Origin of the sequence: Streptomyces sp. NPDC045470, from assembly GCF_040646595.1 — a bacterium.
In the GTDB taxonomy this organism is placed as follows: domain Bacteria; phylum Actinomycetota; class Actinomycetes; order Streptomycetales; family Streptomycetaceae; genus Streptomyces.
The window spans coordinates 195,555-214,589 of record NZ_JBEZAN010000010.1 but is presented as its reverse complement, the minus strand read 5'-3'; the positions used below and the strand labels follow the sequence as shown (position 1 = coordinate 214,589).

General features: G+C 72.3%; 14 protein-coding genes. 10 read left to right on the top strand and 4 right to left on the bottom strand.

The annotated features are described in order from the left end of the window. The first annotated feature begins 54 nt into the window (after positions 1-54). The 5 genes from AB0A97_RS26150 to AB0A97_RS26130 all read left to right on the top strand — a co-directional run bounded on the left by AB0A97_RS26150 (position 55) and on the right by AB0A97_RS26130 (position 5,995). Positions 55-1,344: an NtaA/DmoA family FMN-dependent monooxygenase gene (locus AB0A97_RS26150; RefSeq protein WP_361154602.1), complete on the top strand. Its 1,290-nt coding sequence runs from the start codon at positions 55-57 to the stop codon at positions 1,342-1,344. Between the two features lie 4 nt (positions 1,345-1,348). Further along, entirely contained in the window at positions 1,349-2,152 is an 804-nt protein-coding gene (locus AB0A97_RS26145; RefSeq protein ID WP_361154404.1) for a DUF1684 domain-containing protein, read from the top strand. A gap of 252 nt (positions 2,153-2,404) precedes the next feature. Beyond that, complete coding sequence (locus AB0A97_RS26140; protein ID WP_361154402.1) at positions 2,405-3,313, top strand: S1 family peptidase; 909 nt, start codon at positions 2,405-2,407, stop codon at positions 3,311-3,313. Between the two features lie 222 nt (positions 3,314-3,535). Next, positions 3,536-4,483, top strand: coding sequence for a slipin family protein (locus tag AB0A97_RS26135; RefSeq protein WP_361154399.1), 948 nt, complete (start codon positions 3,536-3,538; stop codon positions 4,481-4,483). Positions 4,484-4,930: 447 nt separating this feature from the next. Next, positions 4,931-5,995, top strand: a complete 1,065-nt coding sequence (locus tag AB0A97_RS26130; protein WP_361154397.1) for a S1 family peptidase — start codon at positions 4,931-4,933, stop codon at positions 5,993-5,995. 789 nt (positions 5,996-6,784) lie between these two features. Here the strand turns inward: AB0A97_RS26130 and AB0A97_RS26125 are convergent. After that, on the bottom strand, positions 6,785-7,210 hold the full coding sequence (locus tag AB0A97_RS26125) for a subtilase-type protease inhibitor (RefSeq protein WP_361154395.1): 426 nt from the start codon (positions 7,208-7,210) through the stop codon (positions 6,785-6,787). 531 nt (positions 7,211-7,741) lie between these two features. On the opposite strand from AB0A97_RS26125, the gene htpG reads away from it, so the two are divergent. After that, entirely contained in the window at positions 7,742-9,667 is a 1,926-nt protein-coding gene (htpG, locus tag AB0A97_RS26120; RefSeq protein ID WP_361154391.1) for a molecular chaperone HtpG, read from the top strand. A gap of 63 nt (positions 9,668-9,730) precedes the next feature. On the opposite strand, the gene AB0A97_RS26115 is transcribed toward htpG, so the two are convergent. Beyond that, a complete protein-coding gene (locus tag AB0A97_RS26115; RefSeq protein WP_361154388.1) occupies positions 9,731-10,396 on the bottom strand; it encodes a TetR family transcriptional regulator in 666 nt (221 codons plus the stop codon). 128 nt (positions 10,397-10,524) lie between these two features. Between AB0A97_RS26115 and AB0A97_RS26110 the strand changes: the two genes are divergently transcribed. Both AB0A97_RS26110 and AB0A97_RS26105 read left to right on the top strand, forming a co-directional pair. After that, complete coding sequence (locus AB0A97_RS26110; RefSeq protein WP_361154385.1) at positions 10,525-11,289, top strand: SDR family oxidoreductase; 765 nt, start codon at positions 10,525-10,527, stop codon at positions 11,287-11,289. A gap of 92 nt (positions 11,290-11,381) precedes the next feature. Continuing rightward, positions 11,382-11,831, top strand: coding sequence for a hypothetical protein (locus tag AB0A97_RS26105; protein WP_361154382.1), 450 nt, complete (start codon positions 11,382-11,384; stop codon positions 11,829-11,831). 39 nt (positions 11,832-11,870) lie between these two features. Here AB0A97_RS26105 and AB0A97_RS26100 read toward each other — a convergent pair whose 3' ends face one another. Continuing rightward, positions 11,871-12,950, bottom strand: a complete 1,080-nt coding sequence (locus tag AB0A97_RS26100) for an ABC transporter permease (RefSeq protein WP_361154379.1) — start codon at positions 12,948-12,950, stop codon at positions 11,871-11,873. A gap of 263 nt (positions 12,951-13,213) precedes the next feature. On the opposite strand from AB0A97_RS26100, the gene AB0A97_RS26095 reads away from it, so the two are divergent. Both AB0A97_RS26095 and AB0A97_RS26090 read left to right on the top strand, forming a co-directional pair. Next, positions 13,214-16,978 (top strand): DNA polymerase III subunit alpha, encoded by a 3,765-nt coding sequence (locus AB0A97_RS26095; protein ID WP_361154376.1) that lies wholly within the window; start codon positions 13,214-13,216, stop codon positions 16,976-16,978. After that, positions 16,975-18,051, top strand: a complete 1,077-nt coding sequence (locus tag AB0A97_RS26090) for a helix-hairpin-helix domain-containing protein (RefSeq protein ID WP_361154374.1) — start codon at positions 16,975-16,977, stop codon at positions 18,049-18,051. Before AB0A97_RS26095 ends, AB0A97_RS26090 begins: the two co-directional genes overlap by 4 nt. On the opposite strand, the gene AB0A97_RS26085 is transcribed toward AB0A97_RS26090, so the two are convergent. Continuing rightward, on the bottom strand, positions 18,015-18,671 hold the full coding sequence (locus AB0A97_RS26085) for a pyridoxamine 5'-phosphate oxidase family protein (protein ID WP_361154371.1): 657 nt from the start codon (positions 18,669-18,671) through the stop codon (positions 18,015-18,017). The genes AB0A97_RS26090 and AB0A97_RS26085 overlap by 37 nt on opposite strands. Positions 18,672-19,035 lie beyond the last annotated feature (364 nt).

The window sequence follows — 19,035 nt, the reverse complement described above, 5'->3', positions numbered from 1 at the left end:
ACGGCGCCCACCCCCGCGGCGCCCGTCGCGACCGTCGCGCCCGGCCTCCGGCGCCTGCACCTGGCGGCCCACTTCCCCGGCGTCAACAACACCACCGTCTGGGACGACCCGGGGGCCGGCTCGCAGATCGACTTCGCCTCCTTCGAGCACCTCGCCCGTACCGCCGAGCGCGGGCGCTTCGACTTCTTCTTCCTCGCCGAGGGGCTGCGGCTGCGCGAGCACAAGGGACGCATCCACGACCTCGACGTGCTGGGCCGCCCGGAGTCGATCACCGTACTGAACGCGCTGGCGGCCGTCACCGACCGGCTGGGCCTGGCCGCCACCGTCAACACCACCTTCAACGAGCCCTACGAGCTCGCCCGGCGGCTGGCGACCCTGGACCACCTCAGCGCCGGCCGCGCCGCCTGGAACGTGGTCACCACCTCCGACGCGTTCACCGGCGAGAACTTCCGCCGCGGCGGCTACCTCGACCACGCCGACCGCTACACCCGCGCCGCCGAGTTCGTCGCCATCGCCCGCGAACTGTGGGACTCCTGGACGGCCGGGGGCGTGCCGCGGCCGGTCACCCACCAGGGCCCGCACTTCCGCGTCCGGGGCGCCTTCACCCTCCCGCGCAGCCCGCAGGGCCACCCCGTCGTCATCCAGGCGGGCGACTCCGCGGAGGGCCGCGCCTTCGCCGCCGCCACCGCCGACGTGGTCTTCACCCGGCACAGCACCCTCGCGGCCGGCCAGGAGTTCTACGCCGACGTCAAAGGCCGGCTGGCCGCCCACGGCCGTACCGCCGACTCCCTGAAGATCATGCCCGGCGTCACCTTCGTCCTCGGCGACACCGCGGCCGACGCCCAGGAGCGGGCCGCCACGATCCGCCGGCAGCAGGTCTCGCCGCAGAACGCCCTGCTGGCCCTGGAACAGGTCTGGGGCGTCGACCTGTCCGGGTACGACCCGGACGGGCCGCTGCCGGACATCGACCCGGACCCCGGCTCCCAGCTCGCCCAGGGCCGCGTCCGGATCGCCGACCCGAAGGCGGTCGCCGACCGCTGGCGGGCGCTGTCCGAGGCCAAGGGCCTGTCCATCCGGGAGACCGTGATCGAGACGACCGGGCGGCAGTCCTTCGTCGGCACGCCCGCCGCCGTCGCCGAGGAGATGGCCGCCTACGTGGCGGCCCGTGCCGCGGACGGCTTCATCCTCGTACCGCACCTGACCCCCGGCGGTCTGGACGACTTCGTCGACCGGGTGGTGCCGCTGCTCCAGGAGCGCGGCGTGCTGCGGACGGAATACGCGGGCACGACCCTGCGCTCTCACTTGGGGCTGCCGGACCCGGTACGTCCCGTAGGGAAGGACTGACCGTATGAGCACCACGAGCAGCACCGGCACCCAGGCCGAGCAGCACTGGCAGACCTGGCACGAGCAGCGCGCCGCCGAGATCGCCCTCCCGTACGGCCCGCTCGCCCTGACCGCCACGCACTGGCTCGCCGACTTCCCCGACGGCCGCCTCGACGGCGTACCGGGCCACTGGAGCGCGGGCGGCGACGCGGTGCTCCTGCGCGCGGCCGCCGCCGACGGGCTGACCGTCGACGGGGCGCCGCCGGCCGGCACCGTACGGCTCGGCGCGGACGGCACCCCCGCGACCGCCCGGGTCGCGCACGACGGCCGTCGGCTGCCGGTGCTGCGCCGCGACGGGGAATGGGCCGTACGGATCTTCGACCCCGGCTCCGCGGCCCGGCGCGCCTTCGGCGGCATCGACGTCTTCCCCTACGACGAGCGCTGGGTGCGCCCCGGGCTGTTCCGGCCGTACGGCGCGGGGCGCACGGTCCAGGTGGCCAACGCCGACGGGCGGGAACGGGGCCTGGGCCTCGCCGGTGAACTCGCCTTCACCCTCGACGGCGACGAGCACACCCTCCAGGTCGCGGTCGAGGCCGACGGCAGCCTGTGGGCCGTCCTCGCCGACGCCACCAGCGGCACGGACAGCTACCGCTTCCGCTTCCTGCGCACGCCGGCCCCCGCGGCCGACGGCACCGTGCCGGTGGACCTCAACCGCACCCTGCTGCCGCCCTGCGCCTTCGCCGACCACTTCATCTGCCCCTTCCCGCCGCCCGGCAACACCCTGCCCTTCGCGCTGCGCGCGGGGGAGCGGAACCGCATCGTGCGCTGAACCGTCGAAACCCGGACCGAGGGGGTCAACCACCGTCCCGGCAGCGAGAGTTGCTGCCGGACGTGTGTGCGTACGGGCTTCGGGCGGGCGTCCGAAAGGCACCCTTGCGCGGGCGGGCCGGGCCCTCGAAACTCCCGAGCAGCGCTGTCCGGGGCCCGCACCGGAAGGACGTGCGGAGTTCCGCGGGCCCGCCGGGCAGCGTCACACGGACCTGCCCGCCGGCAGGTTCTTCCGATCCCCTCGGAGGTAGCAGTGAGGTTCGAGCGCACTACCCCCCGGAGCGGCATCGCGAGACGCGGACGGCTGATCGCCGTCGCGTCCGGGCTGGCCGCGATCGGCGCCATGGCCCTGCCGACCGCCCACGCGGGCGAACCCGCCCCGCCCACCACGTTCAGCGCGTCCCAGCTCGCCGCCGTGAGCGACGCCGTACGCTCCGCGGACGTCGCGGGCACCGCCTGGGTCGTCGACCCGAAGACCGGCAAGGTGGTCGTCCAGGCCGACAGCCGGGTGACCCCGGCCCAGCTCGACAAGATCAAGCAGGCCGCGGGTGCCAACGCCGGTGCGCTGAAGGTGGAGCGCATACCCGGCGTGCTGCGCAAGCTGATCTCCGGCGGCGACGCCATCTACGCGACCAGCTGGCGCTGCTCCCTCGGCTTCAACGTCAAGAAGGGCAGCACGTACTACCTGCTGACGGCGGGCCACTGCACCGACGGCAACCCGCCCTGGTACACCAACTCCTCGCACAGCACGAGCATCGGCCCGACCGCCGGTTCCAGCTTCCCCGTCAACGACTACGGCCTGGTCCGGTACAGCAACACCGGTGTTCCGCACGAGGGCACGGTCGGCGGCCAGGACATCACCAAGGCCGGCAACGCGACCGTCGGCCAGAACGTCACCCGCCGCGGCTCCACCACCGGCACCCACAGCGGCAAGGTCACCGGCCTGAACGCCACCGTCAACTACGGCAACGGCGACGTCGTCTACGGCATGATCAAGACCACCGTGTGCGCCGAGCCCGGCGACAGCGGCGGCCCCCTGTACGCCGGGAGCACGGCGCTCGGCCTGACCTCCGGCGGCAGCGGCAACTGCTCCTCCGGCGGCACCACGTACTTCCAGCCGGTCACCGAAGCGATCAGCGCGTACGGGGTCAGCATCTACTGACGCCCGGAGCCGTCCGGTCCCGGCGCACCGCGCCCGGACGGCCTCCGCACACGCACCCCCACGCAGCCGGCAGCTCCCGGGCCCCCGTCCGCACCCGCGGTCGGGGGCCCGTCGGCGGCGCGCGGGCAAGGCCGACGCGCACCCTCGACCGTTCCCGGGGCCGGTCATACCGTGGTGAGGACGCCCGAACTCGGACATGGGCGCATACGGCAGGGGGCCGTGATGGTCGAGGAACTGGTGGCGGCCGGGATCGCGCTGGCTTCGGCGGGCGCGCTGTACGTGTCGGCGGCGGCGCGGGTGGTCAAGCAGTACGAGCGGGGCGTCGTCCTGCGGCTGGGCAAACTGATGCCGGCCGCACGCGAGCCGGGCTTCACCATGATCGTCCCAGGTGTCGACCGGATGCGTAAGGTCAACATGCAGATCGTCACGATGCCGGTGCCCGCCCAGGAGGGCATCACCCACGACAACGTGACGGTACGGGTGGACGCGGTGGTCTACTTCAAGGTCGTGGACGCCGCCGACGCGGTGGTCAAGGTCGAGGACTACCGCTTCGCGGTCTCCCAGGTCGCCCAGACCTCACTGCGTTCCATCATCGGCAAGAGCGACCTCGACGACCTGCTCTCCAACCGGGAGAAGCTCAACCAGGGGCTGGAAGTGATGATCGACAGCCCGGCGCTGGGCTGGGGCGTGCAGATCGACCGGGTGGAGATCAAGGACGTGTCGCTGCCGGAGACCATGAAGCGGTCGATGGCCCGCCAGGCGGAGGCCACCCGCGACCGGCGGGCCCGGGTCATCAACGCCGACGCCGAACTCCAGGCGTCCAAGAAGCTGGCCGAGGCGGCCCAGGCGATGTCCGACCAGCCCGCCGCGCTGCAACTGCGGCTCCTGCAAACGGTGGTGGCGGTCGCCGCCGAGAAGAACTCCACGCTGGTGCTGCCGTTCCCGGTGGAGCTGCTGCGCTTCCTGGAGCGCTCCGGCCTCCAGGCGCAGGCCCGGACGGAGGCGTACGAGCGGAGTGGGGCGGCGGCCGGGCCGCCGTCCGCGTCCCCGACGGCCCCGCAATCCGCGCCGCAATCCGCGCCGCAGTCCGCCCCGCTGTCCGGAACCGCGCCGGGTGCCGAAGCGGCGGCCGGGCTGGAGGAGTTGCCGGAGGCGGAGCAGCTCCCCTGACACGGGAGCGGCGGTTCCCGGAGGTGGAAGAGCTGTCCTGGTGTGCGAAGGAAGTCCCCCGCTGGGCTGAATCTCCGGTGCGGCGTTCCGGTGCCGGTGGGTGAAGTCCGGCCTGGAGCGTCGGTTTTCAGACAGGTGTAGACCGCGCCCGAGGCCCGTTCCGTACCACTCCAAAGTGTTCGTTTGGTGTCCGCCCAGGGAAACGACGTGCGCGGATATCGGAACGCGGGACGAACGACCGGTCGGGCGCGTTCCGTTCTCCAGACCGGATCTCGTTCTTGTGCGCGAGCCCCGTTAATCGGAATACTCGAAACCGCGCATTGGCATGGACGCGACTTCCTGCGGCAGGCTGCGCGGGCAACTCCCGTTCCGTGTCTGTTCCTCAACACCCTCCGGGCACGCGGCCCCCCACATACCGCTGCCCGTCCCCCCACGGGAGGCTTTGAGTTGAAGCACCGACGGAATACTCAGCGGCGCGCAGTCCTGGCCGGCGCGGGCGCGCTGGCCCTCGCGGCCACCGCGACGCTCACCCTGGCCAACGCCAACGCGGCGGACGGGCCGACCGCGAAGCAGCTCACCCCCGCCGCGGCCACCGCGCTCGCGTCCCAGCTCAGCGGCCACGCGGCCGGTTCGTACTACGACGCGGCGGCGAAGAAGCTGGTCGTCAACGTCGTGGACCGGGCGGCGGCCGACGCCGTACGGGCCCAGGGCGCCGAGGCCAGAATGGTCCGGCACAGCCTCGCCCAGCTCGACGCGGCCCGGCAGACGCTCAAGCGGCAGGCCACCATCCCCGGTACGGCCTGGGCGATGGACCCGCGGACCAACAAGGTCGTCGTCACCGCCGACCGCACGGTCTCGGGCGCGAAGCTCGACAAACTGAACAAGGTCGTCAAGAGCCTGGGCAGCAAGGCCACGCTCCGGCACAGCAAGAGCGCGTTCACCCCGTTCATCGCCGGCGGTGACGCGATCTGGGGCAGCAGCTCCCGCTGCTCGCTCGGCTTCAACGTCACCAAGGGCGGCCAGCCCTACTTCCTGACCGCCGGGCACTGCGGCAACGCCGTCAAGTCGTGGTCGGACAAGCAGGGCGGCCAGGAGATCGCGAGCACCGAGGACTCCAAGTTCCCGGGCAGTGACTACGCCATCGCCAAGTACACCGCGGACATCGCGCACCCGAGCGAGGTGAACACCTACGGCGGCAGCCCGCAGAAGATCACCAAGGCCGCCGAGGCGACCGTCGGCCAGAAGGTCACGCGCAGCGGCAGCACCACCCAGGTGCACGACGGCACGGTCAAGGCGCTCAACGCGAGCGTCAACTACCAGGAGGGAACGGTCGAAGGGCTGATCCAGACCGATGTCTGCGCCGAGCCCGGCGACAGCGGCGGCGCGCTGTACGCCGGCGATTCCGCGCTGGGCCTGACCTCGGGCGGCAGCGGCAACTGCTCTTCGGGCGGCGAGACCTACTTCCAGCCGGTCCCGGCGGCCCTGAAGGCGGTCGGCGCGGAGATCGGCTGACGGCCGGCCGTGCCACCGGCCGATCGTGCGATCGGTGTCCTGAGCGCGGCCATTCGGTAGCGGAACGTCCCCCGGCGGCAATTGCCGCCGGGGGACGTTTGCCGTTTTCCGACGGTGCGTACGGACGGTGTGGACGCGCCGCCGGCGGTCGGCAAAAGAATAGGAAAGAAGGCTGCGTAAATACTGCCGGTCCGATGGGTGTAGGTCGGGCGGCGTACGGCACCCGGTGCCGGGGCTTCCGGCGGCAGTGAGCCCCAGCGCCCAGGGAATCGTTTTCGTGACGATGTGCGACCCGTTGAAATGTTGACGCGAATGTCATGTGACCCGCCCATTCGAAGGGGTGTGAGGCACCTCTCAAGGCGGCCGCATTCTCGGAAAGCGACCGCCAAATGTCCGGTATGGGGGTGTTTCGTCGGTGCGGTGCGCGACGACTTCAGGAAGTCGGGAGTCCTTTGCCGAAATGCACTTCCGGCTTTTCCCGTTCGACGGTCGGAACGGATTTGCCAAGCCCGTTGCGGCTGGCTCTAATGAGGCATCAGCCCCGTGGCCGAAAAGAATCCGGCGAGCAGCCGGTGAGCCGCGCGCCGTGCCGTTCCGGCGGGTGGTGCGAGGGCTTCCGTGCTGCCGTCCCGTGGAGGGGGCGGGGCGGCGGCACGGTGCGCGGGCCGCGCGCGGAGCAACGGCAGCGGCCGGCCCCCGGGCATCCGTGAAGATGCCCGGGGGCCGGCCGGCCTGCGCGGCGAGAGGGTGGCCGCACCGTTTCAGCGGGTCACCGCCCGGTCGGGGCCGTCAGAACTCGAAGACCAGCCCCTTGCCGCCCTCCATCGTGCAGGGGTTGGCGAAGGTGTGCTCGTAGGTGACGCGGCGTCCCTGCCAGACACCGTTCGCGGTGACCGTGACGGGGTTCCACTCCTTGGTGCACATACGGTCCGCCGCGGACTTGGTGATCGCGTCGAAGTCGCCGTTCGCGGTGCGCAGCTGAGCGCAGGCGGCACGCGCCATCGGGTGCGTACCGGTTCCGGACGAGCTACAGCTCAGCGACACGGCGCGCTGGATGGAGGCCGTAGCGGCGTTGTCCCCGTACCCCACGGTGAGGACCAACTCCGAGGGTGCGTACAGGCTCTTCGGCGTCGCGGGCTGCGCCTGGGCCGTGGTGGCCAGGCCGCCGAGCACGAGCGCCGCGCCGAGCGCGATCCCCCCAGTGATGTACCGCATTTTCGAACTCTCCTTCGGTTGTCGTCTCGTATGCCGGACGGTGAGGAGTCTGGCCGAGGCGCGACAGGAAAGCACATCGATCGGTGACTTCCAGTCGTTGGTTGAAAACGCTGTGTGGTGGCGTGAAGTGATGTGACGGGCGTTTCGGTACGTGATGTGTGCTATGCCGCGCGGTCAGCCAGAACGTCGGGGGCGTGGGGTTCCGGCCGGGTCGGGTGCGCGGCGAAAAGCGGCCAACTCCCGTTGTTCATGGGGGTGCAGGGGGCTCGTGGGGGTTCGCCGCTAATGGCCGAAGTGTGGTGCCGACGGAGTGTGTCGGGGGCGTGGCGGGGCGTGAGGAGGCGTCGGTCGGCGCGCGAGGGTCGGTCCGCGCCCACCGTGCGGACCGTCGCCCGTACCGCGGCTCGCACGGCGGTCCGCGCCGCTGCCCGTACGGGCTGTGCAGGGGAAGCGCGCGTAGCTCCTGACCGGCTCATCTACAGTTCTCAGGACGGTCCGCCACCTGGTGACACAAAGAAGGAATTGACACATATGCCGACCGAGACGTTCGAGTTCCAGGTAGAAGCACGCCAGCTCCTGCAGATGATGATCCACTCGATCTACTCGAACAAGGACGTTTTTCTGCGCGAGCTGATCTCCAACGCCTCCGACGCGTTGGACAAGCTGCGCCTCGAAGCGCTGCGCGACGAGTCGCTCGACGCCGATGTCTCCGACCTCCACATCGCCATCGAGACCGATGGTGAGGCCCGGACGCTGACCGTCCGCGACAACGGCATCGGCATGTCGCACGACGAGGTGGTCCAGCTCATCGGGACGATCGCCAACTCCGGCACCGCGAAGTTCCTCCAGGAACTGAAGCAGGCCAAGGACGCGGCCACCGCCGAGGGGCTGATCGGCCAGTTCGGCGTCGGCTTCTACGCCGCGTTCATGGTGGCCGACGAGGTCACGCTGGTCACCCGCCGCGCCGGCCAGAGCGAGGGCACCCGCTGGTCGTCGACCGGCGAGGGCACGTACACCGTCGAGCCGGTCGAGGACGCGCCGCAGGGCACCGCGGTGACCCTGCGGCTCAAGCCGGTGGACCAGGAGGACCAGCTCTTCGACTACACCTCCCGCTGGAAGATCAGGGAGATCGTCAAGCGGTACTCCGACTTCATCACCTGGCCGGTCCGGATGGCCCCCGAGGCCCCGGCGGCCGAGGAACAGGGGGAGGACGCCGAGGACGGCAAGGCGTCCGAGCCCGAGACGCTCAACTCGATGAAGGCGCTGTGGGCGCGCTCCCGGGACGATGTGAGCGACGAGGAGTACCACGAGCTGTACAAGCACATCAGCCACGACTGGTCCGACCCGCTCGAAACCCTCCGGATGCAGGCGGAAGGCACGTTCGAGTACCAGGCGCTGCTGTTCCTGCCGTCCCGCGCGCCCCAGGACCTGTTCGCGCGCGAGCACCGGCGCGGGGTGCAGCTCTACGTCAAGCGCGTCTTCATCATGGACCACTGCGAAGCGCTGCTGCCCGAGTACCTGCGCTTCGTCAAGGGTGTCGTCGACGCCCAGGACCTCTCGCTCAACGTCTCCCGCGAGATCCTCCAGCAGGACCGCCAGATCCAGCTCATGCACCGCAGGCTGGTGAAGAAGGTGCTGTCCACCGTCAAGGAGATGATGACGCAGCGTCCGGAGAACTACGCCACGTTCTGGGGCGAGTTCGGCCGGGTCGTCAAGGAGGGCCTGCTCAGCGACCACGAGAACCGCGACGCCATCCTGCGCATCGCCTCGTTCCCCACCACCCACGACCAGGAGAAGCCGGCCACCCTCCAGCAGTACGTCGAGCGCATGAAGGAGGGCCAGGAGCACATCTACTTCATGACCGGCGAGTCCCGCACCGCCATCGAGAACTCGCCGCACATGGAGGCCTTCCGGGACAAGGGCTACGAGGTGCTGCTGCTGACCGACCCGGTCGACGAGGTGTGGGTCGAGACCGTCCCCGAGTTCGACGGCAAGGAGCTGCGGTCGATCGCCAAGGGCGAGGCGGACCTCGCGAAGGAGGAGTCCGAGGAGGACAAGGCCGAGCGGGCCAAGCGGCAGGAGGACTTCGCCGGGCTGCTGTCCTGGATGACGGAGCGCCTCGGCGACGAGGTCAAGGAGGTGCGGCTGTCCTCCCGGCTGACCGTCTCGCCCGCCTGCGTCGTCTCGGACACCGACGACGTGACCCCGGCGCTGCGGAACATGTACCGCGCCATGGGCCAGGAACTGCCCGAGGCCAAGCGCATCCTGGAGCTCAACCCGGGCCACCCGCTGGTCGAGGGGCTGCGCAAGGCCCAGGCCGAGCGTCCCGACGACGCGGACCTCGCCGGTACGGCCGAACTGCTGCACGGCATGGCGCTGCTCGCCGAGGGCGGCGAACTGAGCGACCCGGCACGCTTCACCAAGCTGGTGGCGGAGCGGCTGGAGCGCGCGCTGTAGGCGCGTCGGCAAGGCTCGTCCCGTAAGACTGCCGCCGGGTCCTTCACGGGCCCGGCGGCAGTGTCATGTCCGGCGCCGGTCCAGCCCGGACAGGCCGGCCGTCAGCGCGCGCATGCCCCGCACCACCAGTTCGGCAGGGTCGTCCGCCCGCCCTTCCGGCGCCTCGTCCGCCGCCCATGTCTCCACCGCGACCCGCATCGCGGTGTTCGCGGCCGCCGCCGCGAGCCGCACCTCCGCCGGACCGCCGTCCGTCAGCCCGGCGAGGACGGGGATCAGCGCCTCCTCGCAGTCGTGGTGCACCCGGTGCCAGACCGAACGCAGCGCCGGATCGTCCCGCATCACCCGCAGCAGTCCGCGGGTCCACCGCAGTGCCTCGGCGGCCCGCTCGTCGGACGGCGTCAGCGCCTGCCGGGCCGCCCGCTCCAGCACGTCCCGTACGGACCGGCCGTCCTCCTGCGTCTCCGCCTCCGCCGCCAGTCGGCGCAGGTCCGCGAGCCACTGCCGTACGCCGACGGCCAGCAGCGGCGCGACCGCGTCCTCCTTGGTGCGGAAGTACCGGTAGAAGGTGCGCAGGGCGACACCGGCGGACCGGGCGATGTCGTCGGCGGTGACGGCGCTGCCCCGCTCGGCGAACAGGGCCGCCGCGGTACGCGCGATCTCCAACTGGGTCTCCGCCTTGCGCCGCTCGGTCAGGGAGGCGGCGGCGGGCGGCAGGGGTGCGGTGGGCATGGGGCGAGCTTACGTCGCCCGTACGTCGAAGTGGCACTCCATGCCGATGTGGCACATTGTGCCACCTGGGCGTACGGTGCCGGTGTCGTCCGCGGCGGACGCGGACACCGAAGGCAGGAGAGAGCCACATGGAGCGCTTCGACGGACGCCGCGTGCTGATCACCGGAGCCGGATCGGGCATCGGGCAGGCCACCGTCCACCGGATCCTGGCCGAAGGCGGCCGGGTGGTGGCCGCCGACATCAGCGAAGCCGGGCTGAAGGCCACCGCCGAACGGGCCGCGGCGGACGGTCACGGCGACCGGCTGAGCACCGCGGTCCTGGACATCGCGGACGAGACCGCGGCGCGCGCGGGCGTCGCCGCCGCGGTGGAGGAACTCGGCGGACTGGACGCCCTGGTCAACGCCGCGGGGATCCTGCGCGCCTCACACACCCACGAGACCAGCCTGGACGCCTTCAACCGGATCATCGCGGTCAACCTGACCGGCACCTTCCTGATGATCCGCGAGGCACTGCCCGCGCTGCTGCGCGGCCGGGCGCCGGTGGTGGTCAACTTCAGCTCCACCTCCGCCGCGTTCGCGCACCCCTACATGGCGGCGTACGCGGCCAGCAAGGGTGGCATCCAGTCCATGACACACGCCATCGCGAGCGAGTACGCCAAGCAGGGGCTGCGCGCGGTGTGTGTGGCGCCGGGGTCGGTGCGCTCCGGCATGACCGACGACCCGGGCCTGCCGGCAGACGCCGACATGAGCCTGTTCGGAAAGCTGCTGCCGGCCATCGGTGAGGGCTTCGCACCCCCGGAGACGGTCGCGGGCGTCATCGCGATGCTGGCTTCCGAGGACGGCGCGTTCATCACCGGTACGGAGATACGTATCGACGGTGGTACGCACATGTGAGACGCGGGGGCTTTTCCGTACTCGCTGGGGCCGAGCGGGCCGCCGATCGGTGGCCGTCCTTCACGTAGTGGGGGCGCTGGGACAATCAGGGGATGACCAGCAATGAGATCCGGTTCGACTGTCAGCGCCGCGACGATTACGGCGACGGGCTCGAGGTCATCCCCTGCATCGACGGAATGCCGCTCACCGACCTGATCGACAGGTTCGAGACCGGAGCCGGGATGCAGCCCGCAGGCGATGCCTACGGTGGTATTTTCCCGCAGCTTTTCCCGTACGGTCCGATGGAAGACCACTTCCATGGGCGATCCGCCGATACATGGGGGATGACACTCCTGCTCGGCTGTGAATGCGGCGAGCCGGGCTGCTGGCCGCTCACGGCCCGCATCACCGTGACGGGTGATCTCGTGATCTGGGACTCCTTCGAGCAATCCCACCGCCCGGAACGCGACTACACGGCGTTCGGCCCATTTCGGTTCGACCGGAACCGATACCGTGACGCCGTGCAGGCGCTGAGCGCGGCAATCAGATCCGACGACGCATGATCACGCACTCCGTCCGCCCCGTCCGGAAGCGTTCCGCCGTCACTGCCGCACCTCGCTGCGGTTGATCACCGTCCGGCCCTTGGTGAGGGCGGAGAAGATCAGGGTCAGGGCGGTACCGGCGACGGCCCATGCGGAGAGCACCAGGAGGGGGCCGGTCACCGCGTTGCCGTGGAAGTACGCGATGGAGCGGGCCACCCAGGTACCCGCCCCGGGCGGCAGCGCGGGGCCGATCACGCGCCAGAAGTCCGGCAGCAGGGGGTACGGGTAGGCGCCGCCCGCGCTGGGATTGCCGGCGATCACCACCACGAGGATGGTCAGGCCGATGCCGATGATCCCGGCGATCGCCTGGAAGGCGAAGGTGGTGGCGCCCACCGCGAACACGATCAGCGCGCCGAGGCCCCACAGTCCGTACAGGCTGCCGGGCATGGCTCCCAGGACGGGGCCGATGACGACGGCGCCGGCCAGGCCGGTGAGGATCGAGTAGACGGCGAGCGCGCCCAGCCGGATGACCGCCCGCTTGAGGTTGACGGGGCGGGCGCCGAAGCTGATCGCGAGGATCGCGGCGCACAGGTAGCCGCCCACGCACCAGCCGACCACCAGGTAGAACGAGGACAGGCCGCGGGTGTCGTCCTTGTCGGCGGGGGCGATGTCCTGGACCTGTACGGTGCGTTTCTGCGCCTTCTCGGCCTGGGTGACGACCTGTTCGACGGCCTGGGAGAGCGAGGCCCCGGAACCGCTGGCCACCAGCAGCTTGTCGGTGGTGCCGCGCGGGTCGACGATCAGTGCGCCGTCGATGTCCCGCTCCTTGATCTGCCGCGCCGCGTCCGCCTCGGAGGAGGCCGTACGAGGGTCGAGCGGGGAGCCCGGCAGCTTGTCGAGCCGTTCGACGAGCCGTCCGCTCATCTGCTGGGGCGCGACGACCGCGAGCGGTACGTCCTTCGGCTTCGGAGAGTGGAAGGCGCCCGCGTACGAGGCGATGAACAGGGCCGTCAGGGCCAGTACGCCGATCATCAGCAGGGCGGCCCGCCCCGAGATCGCGTCCTTCACCTCCTCGAGGAAGCTCCTGTCCCGGGTGTCCTGGTCCCGGATGCCGCGGGTGCCGTCGTCCGCCGTGGCCATGCGCCGCTCCCTCGCCCTGCCGTGCCGAGTGGGTCTTTCGTTCTCAGGTAGGTCTCTCGTTCCCAGACCTTTTGCCCCATATCTTCCGGCGTATTACGGATCTTTGCAGGCCGGGCGAGCTGATCGGGGCGGCGGCGCGTTCGGAGCGGACGGAGGTGGGCCCTGTTCGAATTTCGTACGGTTGTTCGAGAAAAGAGTTATGGTGGAACCGCGACGGGGGACGCAGCAACGGTCAGGGGGTGTACGAGCGGCAGGAGGCGCGGATGCCACGGTTCACGCATCTGCACACCGCCTCGGGGTTCTCCCTGCGGTACGGCGCCGCCCACCCGGAACGGCTCGCCGAGCGCGCCGCCGAGCGCGGCATGGACGCCCTCGCGCTGACCGACCGGGACGGCCTGGCCGGAGCCGTCCGCTTCGCCAAGGCGGCGGCCTCGGCCGGCGTCCGTCCACTGTTCGGCACCGAGCTGGCGGTGGCCCCGCCCGAGGACGGCCGTACGGTACCGGGCGCCGCCCCGGGGGCGGCCCGGCGGCGCGGTCCGGTGCGCGGCGGCGCGTTCGTCGACGAGTCGGCGGCCCGCGCCGTCTTCCTGGCCCGGGACGGCGCCGCCGGATGGGCCGTGCTGTGCCGCCTGGTCTCGGCCGCGCACGCGGCCTCCCTGCCGGGCGATTCGACCCGGCCCGTCCTGACCTGGGCCGCCCTCACCGAAGCGGTGCGCGCCGGGGCGCCGGACGCGGTCACCGTCCTGCTCGGGCCCGACTCCGAACCCGGCCGTGCGCTGGCCGCCGGGCGCCCCGACCGCGCCGCCCGGCTCCTCGCCCCCTGGCGCGAACTGTTCGGCGACGCGCTGCGCCTGGAGGTCGTCGACCACGGCCGTACCGGCACCGGACCCGGCTCGCTGCGCCTCGCCGCCCGTACCCTCGGCTTCGCCGTCGAACACGGTGTCCGGGCCGTACTGACCAACGCCGTCCGCTACGCCGACCCCGGCCAGGGCCCGGTCGCCGACGTCCTGGACTCCGCCCGCCGCCTGGTGCCGGTGGACCGGCACCGCCCGGAGGCCCGGGACAGCGGCGAACGGTGGCTCAAGGACGCGAACGCGATGGCCCGCGCCGCCGAGCGGGTCGCCGAGGCGGCCGGCCTCGGGCGCGGCACCGCGCAGCGGCTGCTGGAGATGACCGAGGAGACGGCCGCGCGGTGCCGGGTCGATCCGGAGGACGACATCGGGCTGGGCACCGTGCACTTCCCCGAACCCCGCCTGGTCGGCGCCGCGCGCCGCACCGCCGGACGGGTGCTGCGCTCCCGCTGCGCCGCCGGGATGGTGCTGCGCGGCTACGACCGGCGCCGTGCGTACTGGGAGCGGATGGAGCACGAACTGGACATCATCGAACACCACGGCTTCGCCTCGTACTTCCTCACCGTCGCCCAGGTCGTCGAGGACACCAGGGGCCTCGGCATCCGGGTCACCGCGCGTGGCTCCGGCGCGGGCTCGCTGGTCAACCACCTGCTGGGCATCGCACACGCCGACCCGGTCGAACAGCGGCTGCTGATGGAGCGCTTCCTGTCCAAGCGCCGCGCGGTGCTGCCCGACATCGACATCGACGTGGAGTCCGCGCGCCGCCTGGAGGTCTACCGCGCGATCTTCGACCGGTTCGGCACCGAGCGGGTCGCCACCGTCGCCATGCCCGAGACCTACCGGGTCCGGCACGCCGTACGGGACGTGGGCGCCGCCCTGGGCATGGACCCGGCCGAGGTGGACCGGCTGGCCAAGGCCTTCCCGCACATCCGGGCGCGCGACGCCCGCGCGGCCCTCGCCGAGCTGCCGGAGCTGCGCGGCGTGGACGCGGACCGGTACGGGCCGATGTGGGACCTGGTCGAGGCGCTGGACGCGCTGCCGCGCGGTATCGCCATGCACCCGTGCGGAGTGCTGCTCTCGGACGCCTCGCTGCTGGACCGCACCCCCGTCGTACCGACCCGCAGCGAGATCCCCCACCGTGACGGCGTGGGCGGCTCCCCGCTGCCGATGTCGCAGTTCGACAAGGAGGACGTGGAGGAGATGGGGCTGCTCAAACTGGACGTGCTGGGTGTACGGATGCAGTCCGCGATGGCGCACGCGACCGCCGAGATCGGGCGGGCCACCGGCCGCAGCGTCGACCTCGACGACCCGGCGCAGGTGCCGCCCGGCGACCCCGCCACGTACGGCCTGATCCGCTCCACCGAGACGCTCGGCTGCTTCCAGATCGAGTCGCCCGGCCAGCGCGACCTGGTCGGCCGGCTCCAGCCCGCCACCTTTCACGACCTGGTGGTCGACATCTCGCTGTTCCGCCCCGGGCCGGTCTCGGCCGACATGGTGCGGCCCTTCATCGAGGCCCGGCACGGCCGCAGGCCCGCCCGCTACCCGCACCCGGACCTGGAGGGGCCGCTGAGCGAGACCTACGGTGTGGTCGTCTTCCACGAGCAGATCATCGAAATCCTGCGGATCATGACCGGCTGCGACCGGGGCGAGGCGGACGAGAAGCGGCGCGCGCTGTCCAAGCCGGAGGTGCAGGGGCAGGTGCGCGCCTGGTTCGTGGAGCGGACCGGGCGGCGGGGGTACACCCCCGAGGTGATCGAACGCACCTGGGAGATCGTCGAGGCGTTCGGCTCGTACGGCTTCTGCAAGGCGCACGCGGTCGCCTTCGCGGTGCCGACGTATCAGTCCGCCTGGCTCAAGGCGCACCACCCGGCGGCCTTCTACGCCGGGCTGCTCACCCACGACCCGGGGATGTACCCGAAGCGGCTGCTGCTGGCGGACGCGCGGCGGCGTGGGGTGCCGGTGCTGCCGCTGGACGTGAACCGGTCGGCGGTCGCTCATCGAATCGAACTGGTGTCCGGTAGTGCGGGTGCGGGTGCGGGTGCGGGTGCGGGTGCGGATGTGGGGGACGGGGGTGGTCCGGCCGCCAGGTCCGGAGACGGAGCCGCCCCCGCGGTCTGGGGCCTGCGGCTCGCCCTCGCCGACGTGCACGGCATGAGCGAGGCCGAGGCCCGGCGCATCGAGGACGGGCAGCCCTACTCCTCGCTCCCCGACCTGTGGCAGCGGGCCCGCCCCAGCCGCCCGGTGGCCGAACGCCTCGCGCGCGTGGGCGCGCTGGACGCCTTCGGCGCCAACCGGCGCGACCTGCTGCTGCACCTGGCCGAACTGCACGGCCGCCGGCGGGGCGTGGCCGAGGGGCAACTGCCCCTGGACGCGGGGGACGGTGCCGCCGCGCCCGTCGAGGCGGTCGAACCGGCCGGGCTGCCCGACCTGACCGACGTCGAAAGGCTCAGTGCCGAACTGGGCGTCCTCGGCATGGACACCACCCGGCACCTGATGAGCGACCACCGGGAGTTCCTCGCGGAGCTGGGCGCGCTGCCCGCCAAGCGGCTGCGGGACGCCGCGGACGGGGAGACGGTGCTGGTCGCCGGGGCCAAGGCGGCCACCCAGACCCCGCCGATCCGCTCCGGCCGCCGGGTCATCTTCACCACCCTCGACGACAGCACGGGCCTGGTCGACTGCGCCTTCTTCGACGATTCGCACGAGGCGTGCGCGCACACCGTCTTCCACTCCTGGCTGCTGCTCGTACGGGGCACGGTCCAGCGGCGCGGGCCGCGCAGCTTCAGCGTGGTCGGCGCCGCCGCCTGGAACCTCGCCGAGCTGGCCGAACTGCGCCGCGAGGGCGGGCTGGAAGCGGTCACCGCGCGCCTCGCCGAAGAGAGCCGGACGGCGGCGGAACCGGCCGGGCCGGCGGGTGGCGGGCCGGTCGACGGCGGGGTGCCGCGCCGGGTGCACAGCGAACCGGGCCGCGCGGGCTCGGCGGCGGTCGAGGCGACCTGGGCGGCGGACCGGGCTCCGGCCGCCGCGTCCGGAGCGGACCCGGCGGCCGCACCGGCCGGCCGTACCATCCGGCTGGAGACCGGCTACGAGCTGCACCCCTGGGCCGACCTCCGCCCGGCGGGCGAAGGCACCGCCACCGGACGCAAGCTGTGGCACGCCAGCCCGGGGAGCGCGGGATGACCGGCCGGAGCGGGACGCCCGCCGGGGCCGGGGCTCCTGCCGAGATGCTGTACGTACGGTTCCGCGCCGCCGGTGACGGCGGCACGGACGGAGACCGGGAAGCCCCGCCCGGCGAGGAGACCTACGAACAACTCCTGCGGCTGCTGGGCCAGTTCACGCCGGTGATCGAGGCGCTGCCGCCGGACGCCGCGCTGGCCGACGTACGGGGAGCGCTGCGCTACTTCGAACGGGACGCCGCCGGCATCGCCGAGCTGATCCGGCTGCGGGCGCTGGCCTGGTACGGGGTGCGGTGCACCATCGGTGTCGCCGGCAACCCGCTGCTCGCGCGGATGGCGGCGCAGGGTGCCGCGCCCGGCGAGGTGCGCCGGGTCCCCGGGGACGCCGTCGCGGACTTCCTCGACCGCAAACCGGCCGCCGCCCTGCACGGCGTCGGGCCGGCGACCGCACGCGCCCTGTGCGCGTACGGGCTGGACAGCGTCGGCCGGATCGCCGCCGCGCCGCCCGCGACCCTCCAGCGCATCCTCGGCGCGAAGGCGGGCCGGGCGGTGTACGACAAGGCCCGCGGGATCGACCCGAGCCCGGTCACCCCGAACGCCGCCGCCCGCTCGATCGGCGCCGAACACCGCTTCGCACACGACGAACTGGACCCGGACCGGCGGCGGCGCGCGCTGCTCTCGCTCGCGGACGACCTCGGCGCCAGGCTGCGCGGCAGCGGCCGGGCGGCCCGCGCGCTCACCCTCACCGTCCGCTACGCCGACCGTTCCACGACGACGCGCACCCGGCGGCTGCCCGAACCGACCGCGCACGGGCCCGCGCTGACGGACGCGGCGTACACACTGCACGCGGCACTCGGGCTGCAACGGGCCCGCGTACGGTCCGTGTCGCTGCGGGCGGAGGACCTGTGCCGCGCCGAACACGCCGCCCGGCAACTGACGTTCGACCCGGCCGAGGACAAGGCGCGCCGCATCGAGGCCGCCGTGGACCGGGCGCGGGAGCGCTTCGGCGAGGCGGCGGCCCGGCCCGCGGCGAAGCTCGCTCAGCCGTACAGCCGCTCCGCGTACCGCGGGCCGTAGTGCTCCTCCAGTTGCTCCAGCGGGATGTCGGGGACCTCGACATCCTTGGCCATGCGGGCCCGTGAGGGCAGCGCGTCGGGCCGCCAGCTCTCCGGCTGCCACATCCGGGAGCGCAGGAACGCCTTGGAGCAGTGGTAGAAGACCTCGTCTATCTCGACGAGCAGCACCAGCCGGGGGCGGTTGCCCCGGACGACCATGGCGTCGAAGAACGGGGCGTCGCGCAGGATGCGGGCGCGGCCGTTGATGCGCAGGGTGTCGCCGCGGCCCGGGAGGACGTAGTTCAGTCCGACCCGCGGGTTGGCGAGGATGTTGCGGAAGCCGTCCACGCGCTTGTTGCCGGGGCGGTCCGGTATCGCGATCGTGGTGTCGTCCAGCACCGTCGTGAAACCGGCGGGGTCGCCCTTGGGGGAGACGTCGCACCGGCCCTCGGCGTCCGAGGTGGCGACGTAGCAGAACGGCGAGCTCGCCAGCCACTGCCGGTCGAGGTCGTGCAGCCGGTCGCGCACCTTGTACAGCGCGTGGTCGCTCGGCTCACCGACCAACTCCCGCAACTCGCGCTCGGACACGACCTCCGTGACCTGCCGGGCCCCGTCGGCCCCTGCCCACTCCTTCGTCGTCACGCTGCTCTCCTCGTCGTCAAGGTCAACTCCCGTGACTGTACGGGACACCACTGACAACCGCCTGAAGCGGCGAATTTCCGGGATTCCTCCGGCGGAACGGGAATCTCCGCAGGGCCGCCCGTCGCTGAGAGATGACACGACGTGGGAAGCGCCACGGCCGCGCGCGCCTGCCGTGCTGTCACGCCGCACCACAGGGGAGTGCGGCGCGGCAGCGGGGCGCGCGAGGCGCCGCCGCCCCCTGAGGTGAAGGAAAAGGGGGCGGCGGCGCCGGTGTGGGGGCCCCGCGAGGCCAGTGGGGGATGGCCTCGCGGGGCCTGCGGGGCCAGTGGGGGATGGCCTCACAGAGTCGGGCCCTGTGTGGGGG